The 13,804-nt window shown below is 61.3% G+C and carries 8 protein-coding genes and 1 pseudogene; 6 read left to right on the plus strand and 3 right to left on the minus strand.

The features are described 5' to 3' along the window. Positions 1-17 precede the first annotated feature (17 nt). Positions 18-2,558, minus strand: coding sequence for a LuxR C-terminal-related transcriptional regulator (locus U5782_RS34380; RefSeq protein WP_415914457.1), 2,541 nt, complete (start codon positions 2,556-2,558; stop codon positions 18-20). 357 nt (positions 2,559-2,915) lie between these two features. Here U5782_RS34380 and U5782_RS34385 point away from each other — a divergent pair, with 357 nt between their 5' ends. Then, complete coding sequence (locus U5782_RS34385; RefSeq protein WP_322048310.1) at positions 2,916-3,461, plus strand: VOC family protein; 546 nt, start codon at positions 2,916-2,918, stop codon at positions 3,459-3,461. A 36-nt stretch (positions 3,462-3,497) separates the two neighbouring features. On the opposite strand, the gene U5782_RS34390 is transcribed toward U5782_RS34385, so the two are convergent. Both U5782_RS34390 and U5782_RS34395 read right to left on the minus strand, forming a co-directional pair. After that, positions 3,498-4,295 (minus strand): enoyl-CoA hydratase-related protein, encoded by a 798-nt coding sequence (locus U5782_RS34390; RefSeq protein WP_322048311.1) that lies wholly within the window; start codon positions 4,293-4,295, stop codon positions 3,498-3,500. Positions 4,296-4,310: 15 nt separating this feature from the next. Further along, on the minus strand, positions 4,311-5,870 hold the full coding sequence (locus tag U5782_RS34395; protein WP_322048312.1) for a long-chain-fatty-acid--CoA ligase: 1,560 nt from the start codon (positions 5,868-5,870) through the stop codon (positions 4,311-4,313). Positions 5,871-6,202: 332 nt separating this feature from the next. Here U5782_RS34395 and fadB point away from each other — a divergent pair, with 332 nt between their 5' ends. The 5 genes and pseudogenes from fadB to U5782_RS34420 all read left to right on the plus strand — a co-directional run bounded on the left by fadB (position 6,203) and on the right by U5782_RS34420 (position 13,731). After that, positions 6,203-8,368: a fatty acid oxidation complex subunit alpha FadB gene (gene fadB / locus U5782_RS34400; protein ID WP_322048313.1), complete on the plus strand. Its 2,166-nt coding sequence runs from the start codon at positions 6,203-6,205 to the stop codon at positions 8,366-8,368. A gap of 18 nt (positions 8,369-8,386) precedes the next feature. Next, positions 8,387-9,565, plus strand: coding sequence for an acetyl-CoA C-acetyltransferase (locus U5782_RS34405; RefSeq protein ID WP_322048314.1), 1,179 nt, complete (start codon positions 8,387-8,389; stop codon positions 9,563-9,565). Between the two features lie 909 nt (positions 9,566-10,474). Further along, positions 10,475-10,945: pseudogene (locus U5782_RS34410) on the plus strand (transposase); the annotation flags it as partial. Between the two features lie 1,143 nt (positions 10,946-12,088). Then, the gene (locus U5782_RS34415) at positions 12,089-12,412 is read left to right on the plus strand and encodes a helix-turn-helix transcriptional regulator (RefSeq protein ID WP_322048316.1); all 324 of its coding nucleotides are present in this window, start codon (positions 12,089-12,091) and stop codon (positions 12,410-12,412) included. Between the two features lie 8 nt (positions 12,413-12,420). Then, positions 12,421-13,731: a type II toxin-antitoxin system HipA family toxin gene (locus tag U5782_RS34420; protein WP_322048317.1), complete on the plus strand. Its 1,311-nt coding sequence runs from the start codon at positions 12,421-12,423 to the stop codon at positions 13,729-13,731. The last annotated feature ends 73 nt before the right edge of the window (positions 13,732-13,804 follow it).

Below are 13,804 nucleotides of genomic sequence, written 5' to 3' on the forward strand. Positions count from 1 at the left end.
GCCTCAGCACGCTGTCTTCAGGGCAGGAGCCCCGCTTTGCGCGCGAGCGAGACGGCATGCGTGCGTGACGTGGCATTCAGCTTCAGGTTGATGCCACGCAGATGGCTCTTGACGGTTGTCTCCGATACGTACAGCTTCTCGGCAAGAGCCTTATTACTGAGGCCTTCCGCGAGCAGGGCGAGCACCTTGCGCTCGGAGCGGGTAAGCGATTCGAGCGCGTGGACGTCGCTCGTCTGAGCCTGCGATGCTTCGGGTTCCGTCGCCACGTCGTTGTAACGTGCCTCGAGGCTGGCCAGCAGTTGATGCAGGAAAGCGCCTACCGTCGCGCTGGCCGTGACGGCATGTCCAGGAGACTGCGCCACGGTTTTCAGGAGACGCAGCATCGCCGTGCCTTCGTCGAGGAAGATGCTGACAAAGCCTTCCTGTGCGGCAAATTCCAGACTCTCCAGGCACTCGCGCCGCGCCCGCTCGATATCGCCATGCGCGTGCAGGGCGAGCGCGAGAATGAGGCGCAGCTTCAGGACGCGGCGCCAGCGCATCGCGCCTTGCGCTTCGGCGAGTGCTGCGGACAATTGTTGCACCGCATGGCCGGCGTTGCCGCAGGCGATATCAAGACGCCAGCGCGCGAGATCGAGCGTTTCGACGTCGTTGGCATGCGGCGAGAACGCGGGGCCAAACGACCAGGCATTGAGCGCCTGTGCGGCGTCGACCTCAGCGCGTGCGCAGGCGTGATCGCCACGCAGCAGGGCGATGCGCGATCGCTCGAGGCGTGCGCAGGCCACCATGCGCAATTGACCAGTGCGGTAGCCCATCTGCTCGCAGTCGTGAAGCCACAGCATCGCGTCTTCTTCGCGCGATTGCGCCACGGCGCATCGGCACAAAAGCATGAACGCGACGATGAGCGGGTCGTTGTGAGCCGCGGCGCGAATGAGCGGCAAATAGGACATGAGCAGATGCTGGGTTTCTGCGAGTTGGCCGCTTGCGTACAGCGCTTCCGCAAGATAGGCGCCGGCGATTTCCTGCCCATCGAAGCGCGCGTCCTGCAAGCCGGGGTCGGGCCGGTGGGCGCCGCGATAGCGCGCCAGCGCCTGGCGCAAGCGTCCTTGGGTGAGGTCGATCAGCCCTTCGAGGCAATGCGCGACGCGCATGTTTGCACCGGCGCTGTTCGCGCCGTGCACCTGGCGGCCACGGTCCAGCATCTTGCGCGCCTCATCGAAATGGCCGAGATAGATGTGACAGCAGGCATGCGAATTGAGCTGGATGCCGTAAGGGAATGCATGTGCCGGGGACAGCGTGGGCGCGCACGTTTGCCAGGCGGCAAAAGCCAGGTCGAGCTTGTCAGTGAGCGCAAGGATGAACGCATGCAGGGCGAGCATGTGAGCGGCGATTTCAGCGTCGCGCTCGCCTGCCTCCTGCATCCCTTCCAGCAGTTGGAGTGCTTTGTCGCTGCGATGCAGGAGCGTCAAGGCCCAGGCGTGAATCAGACGCAGGCGTGGACGGTTCGACAGGCTTTGCTCCGGCAACGCGTCGAACCAGCGCGCGAGCAGGCGCACACGGCCCTGCCAGAGGATGGTTTCGGCGTTCTGTTGCAGGTGGTCCAGCGCGCGTGGAATGTCGGCACGTAAGGCGTGCTCGATTGCGCGGACCGGCTCGCCGTTGTCGGCATACCAGTTGCCCGCCGTGCGGTGCATCTCCGCGATTTCATCGGCACTGTATTCGAGGGCGAGGCGCGCTTGCAGAAAGCCCGCGAAGAGGCTGTGATAGCGATACCACTCGCTTGAGGCGTCGACACGCACCAGAAACAGATTCTCGTCCGACAATTGCACGAGCATCCGGGTGCTGTCGCGGCGTGCGGTCATCGCATCGCACAGACGCGCGTTGAACGAGCGCAGCAGCGAAGTGCGCAGCAGGAAGTCGCGCACCTCGGGCGGCTGTTTGGCCAGCACGTCTTCGGCCAGGTATTCCGCCACGGCCGCGTGAGAACCTGAGAACGCCTCGATAAACTGTGCCGCGTCCTGGCTGCGGGACATGGCGAGCACACCCAGCCGTATGGCCGCCACCCAGCCTTCCGTGCGCGCGTGGAGCTTGCGCAGATCCTCCGCGCGCAGCGGTTGGCTGACGTATCGCGACAAGTACGCAGCGGTTTCTTCTAGCGTGAAGCGCAGGTCCTCAGCGCGGATCTCCAGCAGTTCTCCCTGTGCGCGCAAGCGGCCCAGACCCAGCGCCGGAACAATGCGCGAGCCGGCGATCAGCTTGCCGTGAGCGGGTATTTGCGTGAGCAACTCACGCAGGTATTCGGACGACTCTGGATTAAGCAGCGTTTCGAAATCGTCCAGAAAGATAGCGAACGGATGACGCAGACGGCCGAGCCGGCTCGCGAGCGTGTCCGCGACGTCTTGCGCCGCGATCGCAGGCGCTTCTTCGCCGCTCGTCTCCAGCAGATCGAGCGCACCATTCAGGGCTTTGAGGAATACGGGAAAGTCATTGTCCTCGGCGCCCAGCCGGATCCACACCGTGCGCATGCCTTCCTGAGTCCATGCGGCGTGAAGATCGAGCATTGCGCCGGTCTTGCCAAAACCCGCTGGCGCGTGCATCACAACGAGGCGGATGCCTTCGGCCTGACTGGCGAGTGTGATCAGACGTTCGCGCCTCAGATGCGAGGATTGCAACGGCGGCGGCTGGAATTTCGGTGGCGGCGAGTACACGGTAGGCAAACGCGCAGTGAAATAGGTAAGGGATAACCTTGATGCAGCGCACCGAAACGCCGTTGCGCTTGCCATCGCGAAGGAGCCTTCGCATTGTGGCATAGCGTGTGGGCATTCTGGGCGGCCAAAACGTTCGACGCGGCCTCTGGCATCTCGTAAAGTTCACGGTATTCACGCGCAAACCTCGCAAAACAAAACGAAGGAGACGAAATGGGACGAAAGCCGAATGCGGAGTTTGAGTTTCGGGGCGTTCACCACGTGGCTATGGTCTGCAAGGATATGGCCAGAACGGTGGCGTTCTATCGGGACCTGCTCGGCATGCCGTTGATCAAGACGATCGAACTTCCCGGTGGCATGGGGCAACACTTCTTTTTCGATATCGGCAATGGCGATTCCCTCGCGTTCTTCTGGTTTCGCGATGCGCCTGACGCAGCGCCTGGCGTCGCCGCGCCGGCTACGCTGCCTGGCGGTGGCGGGCTCGTTTCCGCTCACGGGTCGATGAATCACCTGGCCCTGAGCGTGCCGCCTGAAAGGTTCGATGCCTATGTCGCGCAGCTCGTCGAGAAAGGCATCAAGATTTCGCGCGTTTTGAATCACGACGACTCACCCTCTCAGGTCAGCGAAACGCTCAGCAACCAGGTGTATGTGCGATCCGTGTATTTCTTCGACCCCGATGGCGTTTGCCTGGAGTTCGCTTGCTGGACGCGCGAACTCGACGCGCGCGACGTGAACAGCGAATACGCTGCGCGCCAGTAGCTGATTGCGGCCCGCCGCGAATGTCGGGCCTCGTGTTCAGACGAAGACAGGCGCGCGCTTTTCGCGGAATGCATTGACGCCTTCGCGAAACGCGGCGGATTCAATCAGCGTGCATTGACGCTCGCGTTCATAGTCCAATTGTGCGTCGAGCGAGTTCGATTGCGAGTGCTTGAGCGCGCGTCTCAATTCGAGTGCAATGCCGGACGGCAGGCGCGCGAGCGTGCGGGCCATTCCCATCGCTGTATTCAGCAACTGTGCATCGTCGACGCATTGTGCGATCAGCCCCCACTGCTCGGCCTCCTGCGCATCGAGCCTGTCGCCGAGTAGCGAGAGGGCTGTCGCGCGCGCGAGGCCGATGCGGCGCGGCAGATACCAGGTCGTGCCGACATCGGGAATCAGGCCAAGCTTCGGGCAGAAGCTGAGTATGAAGGACGCGGAGCTTGCCGCCACGGTGATATCCGCCGCGAGCGCGAGGCCCACGCCTGCGCCGGCCGCCACGCCATTGACCGCCGCGATAACGGGAATTCGCATCTGGTCCAGATCCGTGATCCAAGGATTGAAGTCATCGCGCATGGTGACGTCCAATTGCTCGCTGGCCGACTGGCTCGCACTGCCATTCAGGAACTCGTCCTTGAGTTCCGCCCCCGCGCAGAAGGCCCGGCCCGCGCCTGTGATCAACAATGCTCTGGCGGAGGGCGTTTCATTCACCTGTGCAATGGCAGCACGCGCATCGCGCGCCAGCGACGGCGTCATGCTATTCAACACGTCGGGGCGATTGAGTTTGAGGACGGCAACCGCGCCGTCGAATTCGAGTTCGATGTTTGTTTCTGTCATGTTGATCGTCTCGTTTCAGGCTGGCGTGTGAGGTGCCTTCCCGCCGGCCTTCATCAAGGCTTCGCGGAGCTTGTACTTGAGCAGCTTGCCCGCGGCCGACAGAGGAAGCTCCGTGCGAAATTCAATGCTGCGCGGACACTTGTAGCCCGCAATGTGCTGGCGGCAATGGTCCCTGACTTCCTCGAGCGTCAGGTGATGGCTTGCGCGCAGGACAAGCACGGCGTGAACGGTTTCACCCCACTTCTCGTCCGGAATACCGATCACGGCGCACGCCTCGACCGCAGGGTGCGAGAGCAGGGCGTTTTCGACTTCTGTGGAGTAGACGTTTTCGCCACCGCTGATGATCATGTCCTTGATGCGGTCGGTGATGAAGAGATAGCCATCTTCATCCATATAGCCGCCATCGCCCGTGTGCATCCAGCCATCGCGCAATGCTTTCGCCGTTTCCTCCGGCTTGTTCCAGTAGCCCATCATCACGCTTGGGCCGCGCACCGCGACTTCGCCAACACGTCCCTTCGGCAGCGGTTCACCGGATACCGGATCCACGATACGGACCTCGCAGATGGGTGCTGGACGTCCGGCGGACTTTAGCTTGTGGCCGTCCGGCGTGTGACAGTGCGCAGGCAAGACCGCCGCAACAGGTGCGATCTCGGTCATGCCGTAGAGTTGCATGAACTGGCTTGAAGGGAGCTTGCCCAGCGCACGCTGCAATAGCGTAGAGTCGATCGGCGCTGCCCCGTAGAGCACGCTCGTCAGGCTGCTGAGCTTGTGCGTGTCGAAGCTCGGATGGTCGAGCATGGCCTTGATCATGGTAGGGACCACGAAGGTCTCGTTCACGCGCTCTTCGGCGATTGCCTTGATGACGCTTTCGGGATCGAAGCCGCCTAGCACCACGTGCTTTGCGCCGCGCAGCGCGGCCTGGAAGACGAGGGCCAGGGCGCCGATGTGAAAGAGCGGCGCCGTGTGGAGCACGGCCCGCACCACCGGGCGCGACGCCGCGGCCAGGGCGCACAGCGCATTGCTTGCCAGGTTGGCGTGCGAGAGCATGACGCCTTTCGGTACGCCGGTGGTGCCGCCGGTATACAGGATAGCGGCGAGATCGTTGCCTGCGCGTTGCGCATCGGCCACCGGGTTGGCGCGAACCAGCCAATCCTCGTAGGCGTGCATACCTGCATGGGGCTTGCCTTCGCCGCAATAGATCACGTGCCGCAGGGCCGGACATCGCTCACGAAGCGGCTGGGCAAGATGGGCGAACGTTTCGTCGATGAACAGGATCGCGGTGCCGCAGTCGTTCAGCGAATAGGCGATTTCGTTGACGCTCCAGCGCGTGTTGACCGGGTTGATGACGGCACCGGCCCAGAGCGTGCCGAAGACGTACTCGATATAGCGATCCGAATTGAGCGCCAGCATGCCAATCCGGTCTCCATGCGCCACGTCCAATGCGTGCAAGGCCCCGGCAACACGCGATACACGTTCGACGAACTGCGCGAACGTGGTCTTGCGCTGTAAAAACACGGTGGCGTAGGCGTCGGGATGTTCAAGGGCCGCCTTGTGGAAGCTCTGCGTCAGTTGCAAGTTCGTCTCCGGTTATGGCTCTAATAATCATGGCCTGCGCGGCGCCAGCGACCCGGCAGTGGGTCTTCCAGCGATCGTCCAGCATAAGGTACTGCGGTCCGCGGAGGACCGACTCATCCGAAGGGATGAAATCGCACGCTATCAACGCGGGTGGGCTCGCGGACCTCGTTGAGACGGCAACTGGACGTTCAATTTCATCACTTCGAATGAGGCGCGTGCGCGCTCCCGTTCCGATAATCGGCAACACGGGCGGCAGGGCCGCAAGCCGCCGCCCGCAGCCTTGCACCGGCGTTCGGTGCGCCACTGCGATCAAGAGATGAAGGAGAGGGGCATTGTTCCAGGGAGACACCATCGCCGTCACGGCACTCGCCGAAGGGTTCGTCGAATTGACGTTCGATCGTAGAGGGGACGCGATCAACAAGCTGGACCGGCGCACGATCGCCGAACTGGCCGAAGCCACCTCGTACATCGCGAATGACGCGTCGATACGCGGCGTTATTGTGACGAGCGCGAAAGACGGTTTCATCGTCGGGGCGGATATCAAGGAGTTCGGGGAGTTCTTCGCGCTGCCGCCGCACGATCTGATGGCGCGCACGGCCGCATCGAACCGTGTGTTTTGTGCGTTCGAAGACCTCGGTGTACCAAGCGTTATCGCGATCAACGGGGTTGCATTGGGCGGCGGTCTGGAGATGGCGCTATCCGGCGTGTTGCGCGTGATGGCGTCGACGGCAAAGATCGGGCTACCGGAAGTCAACCTCGGGTTGATTCCGGGGTTTGGCGGTACGGTACGCTTGCCCCGTGTCGCTGGCGTCGCAGTGGCGCTGGAATGGATCGTCAGCGGCAAGCCCGCGTCGGCATCTGCGGCGCGTGAAGCCGGCGCCGTCGACGAAGTCTGCGAGCCCGCCTTGCTGCGCGAGACGGCATTGAGCCTGCTGCGCCGCGCGACCAGCGGTGAGATCGACTGGCGCGCGGCCCAGGCGCGCAAGCGCTTGCCGCTTCTCGTCGACGCGCATTCGAGTGCGCAAGCAGAAGCCGCTGTCGCCGCCCGTGCGGAACAAGCGAGCAAGCGTCATCTTCCCGCAGCACTCACGGCGGTGGAACTGCTGCGAGAATCCATCCAGGCGGAACGTGACGCTGCGCTCAAACTGGAAACGCAGGCATTCGCGCGCGTTGCGAAGACGCAGGCCGCTGCTTCCCTGGTGCAGACCTTCCTGAACGATCAGTTGTTGAAGAAGCGGTACCGCGACATCGCACGGACGACCCGGACAGTGCAACGAGCAGCGGTACTCGGTGCCGGGGTGATGGGCGGAGGCATTGCGTGCACCAGCGCGCTCGCCGGGGTTCCGGTCGCGCTCAAGGACATTCATCAGGCGCCGCTCGACGCCGGTGTCCGGGAAGCTGCCACTGTGCTCGCGCGTCAGGTTAAGGCAGGGCGTATGAAAGAAGCGGACGCCACGTGTACGCTCGCTTCCATCTCAGCCCAACTGGACTTCGCCGGGTTCTGTGATGTCGATATCGTCGTGGAAGCCGTGGTCGAAGACCTCGCTGTCAAGCGGCGTGTGTTGAGCGAACTCGAGACCCAGGTACGCGACGATGCCGTAATCGCGTCGAACACGTCGAGTTTGCGCATTGACGATATCGCCCAGTCCCTGGAGCGCCCGCACAACTTCGTGGGCATGCACTTCTTCAACCCGGTGCCGGTCATGACGCTTGTGGAGATCGTTCGCGGCGAACAGACGAGCGATGACGCGGTTGCAGCCGTGGTCGGCTACGCACTGGCAATGCGCAAATCGCCAATCGTTGTCAAAGACGGTCCGGGCTTCCTCGTCAACCGCATTCTGACGCCCTATGTGCGCGCGTTTCTGCAACTGATCGAACAGGGCGCCGACTTCGAACAGATTGATCGCGTGATGGAAGCGTTTGGCTGGCCGATGGGGCCGGCCTGGTTGCAGGATGTGATCGGCATGGACGTGAGCAGCCACGTGGTGGATGTGATCTCGGCGGGTTACCCCGTGCGTATGCCCGCCATGCAACATGACGCGCTCAGAATGATGGCGAGTCACGGACGGCTGGGGCAGAAGAGTGGTCTCGGCTTCTATGCCTATACGCGCGATGACAATGGCAAGCCTCGCAAGCGCGCCGCGGACGATACACGCGCGCTGTTGTCGACCCTGCAACCGGAAGGGCCTCGCGAATTCTCCGATCAGGAGATCGTGGAGCGCATGATGTTGCCCGTTCTCGTCGAAGCGGCGGTCGCGCTGGAAGAGGGTGTCGTGGCATCGGCGGCGGAACTGGATACCGCACTGTTGCTCGGTATCGGGTTTCCGGCCTGGCTGGGCGGTGCGCTCAAATATGCCGACTGGCTGGGCGTGAAAGAAGTCGTCAGACTGTGCGACCGGTACGCTTGCCACGGCGCGGCGTATAAGCCTACTGCGAAGATGAGAGCGATGGCCGCGAGTGGTGCGAGCTACTATGCCGTCGCACATGAGATTCACTAAACAATAGAGGAGACGCACATGTCAGAAGCCTATATTGTCGCCGCCACGCGCACGGCGGGGGCCAGACGGAATGGACGCCTTTCGGGATGGCATCCCGCGGACCTCGCTGCCGAGGTCTTGAACGCACTGCTGGAGCGCACGGGTGCCGACCCGGCCATGATCGACGATGTAATCATGGGATGCGTCGGGCAAGCAGGCGAACAGGCCATGAACATTGCCCGGAACGCAGTGCTGTCGTCGCGCTTGCCCGAAACCGTACCTGGGACGACGGTCGATCGCCAGTGCGGTTCATCCCAACAGGCGCTGCATTTCGCAGCGCAAGCGGTCATGTCCGGCACGATGGACATTGTCATGGCCGCCGGCGTGGAGAGTATGTCGCGCGTGCCAATGGGATTGCCGAGCACGCTTGCGTTGAAAAACAATCTCGGCTTTTACGTGAGCCCAGGCATGCAGCAACGGTACGCGAATGCAGAGTTCAGCCAGTTCATAGGCGCAGAGATGATCGCCGCGAAATACGGCCTCTCCCGCGATAGGCTCGACGCGTTTGCCTTCGAGAGCCATCAGCGCGCAATCGCCGCGACCAGGGCCGGTCGATTCGAGCGAGAAATTTTGCCAGTTATAGTCCGCACAATAGAAGGTGAAGTGGCAGTGGCGCCTCATACGATTGACGAAGGTATCCGCTTTGATGTCACGCTGGAGGGGATCAGCGGCGTCAAGCCTATCCGCGAAGACGGTGTGGTCAGCGCCGCGTCGGCCAGCCAGATCTGCGATGGGGCGAGTGGCGTGATGATTGTCAACGATAGAGGACTCAAATTGCTGGGTGTGCAGCCGCTTGCGAGAATCCATCACATGTCCGTCATCGGGCACGATCCGGTGATCATGCTGGAAGCCCCGATTCCCGCCACGCAGCGCGCCTTGAAAAAGGCCGGCATGTCGATCGCCGACATCGATCTTTACGAGGTAAATGAAGCGTTCGCACCCATTCCGTTGGCATGGCTGAAAGTGCTCGAGGCTGATCCCGCGCGTTTGAACGTCAACGGTGGTGCCATAGCATTGGGACACCCGTTGGGCGCATCGGGCACGAAATTGGCGACTACGCTTATTCACGCCCTGCATCAGGATAAAAGGCGATTTGGCTTGCAGACGATGTGCGAAGGGGGCGGTCTTGCCAACGTAACGGTGTTCGAACGTATGTGATCTGCCGTTCGCAAGACTTTACCCGGCGGTAACAGGGTGGGTTAATGTTCGCAGCGGATCGCCGCCCGCGGATGTCGGTAGAATGGTTTATCACGAGTGTCCGATCGAACCTTTCGGAACCTTCGTATGCGTGTACTTGTCATTGCGTTGATCGCCAGTCTCGCGCTCACGTCTTGCTATACGCCCGACTATGCGCGGTTGAGCGCCTTAGTCAATGAGAAAGTGAAGGTCGGGATACCCGTTTCATCTGCCATAGATGCGCTGACCGTTGACGGGTTCGAATGCTCGGGGAATATGCCAGTTGATTGCTCTCGCATAATGCAGCGTTTACTTCCATCTAGCTGCATCGAGCGCGTTCGCCTTTATTCCAAAACAAACGCTCGTGCGGTTAGCCGGGTGTACGTTCCGCCGATCGTCTGTGCCGGCCTCTGACCGTTTCCCCAACTCCGAAGCCGGCATCCTTAACACCCTAGCCGTACTGAATCCGACGACGATTGTCTCGGGGCAGCCCGCGAGAGCCGTTCGCTCCCCCGAAGATTAAACATTCCGCGGACAATCTTGTCCTGGCCGAAGAACGTACTCATGCGCGTTAAATTCGATTTTCACGGCACCGGTCGTGTCGACCTTTTTAAGCTTGACGCTCGGTGCCGACGCAATGGTGCTGTTTATCGAAAACGGAAACATGCGGAACATTAACGGACTCCCAAGCAAGTTTCGGGGAAAAGCTATGATCCGCGAAGCTATCGCATTGGCCGGAATAGACCTCGTACCGAGAGATAAGGTCTGCTTGCCTGGCGTCCGCAGAAGTCGGAATCACCAGCAAAGCCTGACTTCAATACGGCGAAAGACTGCCTCCTCCTGCCCATGTGAGTAATTCAGCACGATAGCTAGACCTGGTACCCTGGCCGGATGGCAAAACGCAAGGCCTATCCGCAGGATGTGTCAAACGAGGAATGGAGCTTCGCGGCTCCCCATCTGACTTTGATGAACAAAGACGCACCGCAGCGCAGATACGAACCGCGCGAGATGTTCAATGCGCTGCGCTGGATCGTGCGCGCGGGTGCACCGTGGCGCATGTCGCCAAATGACTTCCCGCCGTGGGAGCTCGTTTATCAGCAGACGCAACGCTGGATTCAGGCGGGTTGTTTCGAGGCCATGGTCAACGACCAGCGTTCGACCATTCGCGTCGCACAGGGCCGAAAGGGGCAGCCCAGCGCAGTCATACTCGATGGAAGCACGTTGCAATCGACCTGCGAGAGAGGACCTCGCTCCAGTTATGACGGCTATAAGCGCAAGCGGGGCAGCAAGGATCATATGGCCGTGGATACGTTGGGGCAGTTGCTTGCCGTGGACATTACGTCCGCCAACGAGCAGGAGCGTACACATAGGTTGTCCCTCGCGCTGGACGAGCGCCGTCATGATGCGGCGTCTGCTGTCTTCATCCGAGTCAACAACGGCGGCTGGCACGTGCGATCGCGCCGCCTCGAGTTCGATCGCGTCGGGCACGTCAATCTGCCTGGGGCGGAGGACTTTGTCGCCCACATCCTCAAGCGCCCAGATACCTTGGAAGACACATGCCGGCTACGACGAGCACCGGGCCGCAGGTTGGCGACAAGATTGCGCAGATGACTGACCGGTGGGTCGCGCAAAGTTTACGCGTCGCCGTCGGCAGAGATATGGCGAGAGACGTCGTCGAGCGTGGGTACGCACGCCACATCATGTATGCGCCGTTTCACCTGCCCAGTGCCGTTCAGCACGAGGACGCGATCATTAGGGGCGGTGAGCACGTGCACGGCAACCATGAGATACCTCTGCATTACACTGAGGCCGAAGTGGCGAAGGCCGCGAAACTGTCGACTCGATATGCCATCTGTGAGGTTTGAAGGCTCATGGTTGGGTGTGTGCTTGTCTGGAAGCAGGTGCCGTAAGGTAGGGTGAATGATTATCCAGTGTCCCGGTTGAGCGGCTGCTTTTCTGGCTTGATGAGACATTTGATAGTCGGCGCTATAGGCGTGGTGAATAGCCGGTACTGGCCGACTGTTGATCACTGGTGAACGCATGGGGCCACAGTGGCTGTGCAGCGCCGCAGCTGATTGAGAACGGCCGGGAATTGTCCCGGGCATACCCGGGGCAGCTACGCCAAAAAGAGACCGCGTGGAATTGTTTGTCACGCAGTCTCAGTCATGGCGGTCTTTCGCATGATGTCTACAGGGGCGCGCGGTTGTGCAGGAAATGTGCTTGCGCGACTCAGTAGGCAAAAAGCGAAATGTATCGCGATGATCATGACGGACGGCGCACTGGATGGCATCAGACACACGAGCTGTCGCAGAAGGCCAGCAACCTGGCTGCCTGGTTGAGCGCAGGTCTCTAAACCACGGCAATCACTTAATGTAAACTATTTGTGTCATTGTAATCGCGCTGCCATATAATGTCATATATGCGTGACTTTTCGTTGCGGATATATAATGTCACGTATACAATTCGTAATGATAGAAATGACGTTTAATGTCGCATATAAAGTGAATGAATCTCGCTGAACTCGGTGAGGCCTTCCGGCAGGCCCGTATAGAAGCCAACTTGACGCAGCACGACGTTGCCGAGCGCAGCGGCGTGCCGCGCCAGCGCATCAGTGCGTTCGAGACCGGAACGCTGTCCGAGTTTGGGGCGGTCAAGATGCTCAGCCTGTTCGAGGCCGTGGGACTCGAGCTTTACGCGCGCAAGACGGGTCATGCGCGCACGCTGGACGACGTCCTGCGCGAGCCCGACGCGATCGAGTCGCGAGCGCCCCGGCAACGCGTACGCCTGAGCGCTGCCGAGCGACTCAAGCGCACCCGGGACCGGACATGAGAGGCATCATGCTCGACGTCTACGTCGATGCACGGCTAGTCGGCACCCTTGCCGAGGAAGCGGGCCGCTACGAGTTTACGTACCTGCCCGACGTGCCAGTCGACGCGCTCGTGTCGCTGTTGATGCCGGTGCGCGCGGCGTCGTATTCGTTTCCGCGGCTGCATCCGTTCTTTCAGATGAACCTGCCTGAAGGCTATAAGAAAGACGTAATCCGGCATAAGCTCGGACCCCATGCTGACGTGAGCGACTTCGGCCTGCTCGCGCTCACGGGCGCGAACACGATCGGTCGTGTGCGGGTGATCCTGCACGGAGAGCGGCTCGAAAGCGCACAACGCCACGCCGACATGGCAACGCTGCTCGCCTCGACTGACTCCCGCGAGCGACTGCTGCGCATGCTGGAGGAGGGGGTGACCGAAGGCGTGTCAGGCGTGATGCCCAAGGCGCTCACGCGAAACAGCCACAAGGCTACGGTCTGGACGGATGAATTTATCTTGAAGACCGGTTTCGAGGACTTGCCGTGGCTCGCCCTCAACGAATACCTGTGCCTGGAAGTTGCGCGGCACAGCGGGCTTGAAGTCCCGCAGGCGCGGATCTCCGACGACGGCCAGGTGCTCGCTGTGCGCCGATTCGATCGGGGCGAGGCTGGCCAGATGCTCGCCGTAGAAGACTTCTGCGCGCTCGAAGGCCTTGATCCGGTCAGCAAGTACAAGGGCTCGCTTGAGAGAGTCGCAAAGCTGGCGGGCACCTATATCCCGCGCGCGCTTTTCAAGGAAAACGCCCGGCGCCTCTTTACGCTGCTGCTCGTGAACTACGTTGTGCACAACGCCGACGCTCACCTCAAGAATTTCGCGCTCGTGTACACCGACATGGACAACGTGCGGCTCGCGCCGGTCTACGATGTACTGACGCCCCCGGTCTACCCATCGTTCGCGGATGCAGCGCCTGCGCTGGACTTGCAGGGTAGGCGAGTCTGGGCATCGGGCAAGCTCCTGGCAACCTATGGAGGCGCCCGGCTCGGATTAAGCAAGGCCGATACGAACGAATGTCTCGCGCAGGTCGTGCATGCCGTTCACACGGTCACGCCGCTTGTCGCGGAGTACGCGCAGCGGCACCAGGATTTTCGCGAGCACGCAAAGCGGTTGCTCGATATCTGGGCCATCGGACTCGAACACATCAAGCCCGATGCGAAGCCCGGGAAATCTGTGCCTGCGCCACTGCGCGAGCAGATGGGCCTTTCCGATCCCGATGACGTACAGCGAACGAAGCAAACCAATCCTTATTCCAACCCTGATGGCCCATTTGGATTCCGTTCCCGATAAACAGGGTGCTCGTGAATTCGAATCCGAACGGCAACCAGGGACTAGGACATTGACTTGGTCCAGACGTCCTAAA

It is taken from the genome of Paraburkholderia sp. J67 (genome assembly GCF_905220265.1).
Taxonomy (GTDB): domain Bacteria; phylum Pseudomonadota; class Gammaproteobacteria; order Burkholderiales; family Burkholderiaceae; genus Paraburkholderia.

Bases quoted from the DNA above. Each gene is read 5' to 3' on its own strand.
- U5782_RS34385 (WP_322048310.1), top strand. From the start codon at position 2,916: ATGGGACGAAAGCCGAATGCGGAGTTTGAGTTTCGGGGCGTTCACCAC.
- U5782_RS34405 (WP_322048314.1), top strand. From the start codon at position 8,387: ATGTCAGAAGCCTATATTGTCGCCGCCACGCGCACGGCGGGGGCCAGA.
- U5782_RS34420 (WP_322048317.1), top strand. From the start codon at position 12,421: ATGCTCGACGTCTACGTCGATGCACGGCTAGTCGGCACCCTTGCCGAG.
- U5782_RS34415 (WP_322048316.1), top strand. From the start codon at position 12,089: ATGAATCTCGCTGAACTCGGTGAGGCCTTCCGGCAGGCCCGTATAGAA.
- U5782_RS34380 (WP_415914457.1), bottom strand. From the start codon at position 2,558: ATGCTCGATCTTCACGCCGCATGGACTCAGGAAGGCATGCGCACGGTG.
- U5782_RS34390 (WP_322048311.1), bottom strand. From the start codon at position 4,295: ATGACAGAAACAAACATCGAACTCGAATTCGACGGCGCGGTTGCCGTC.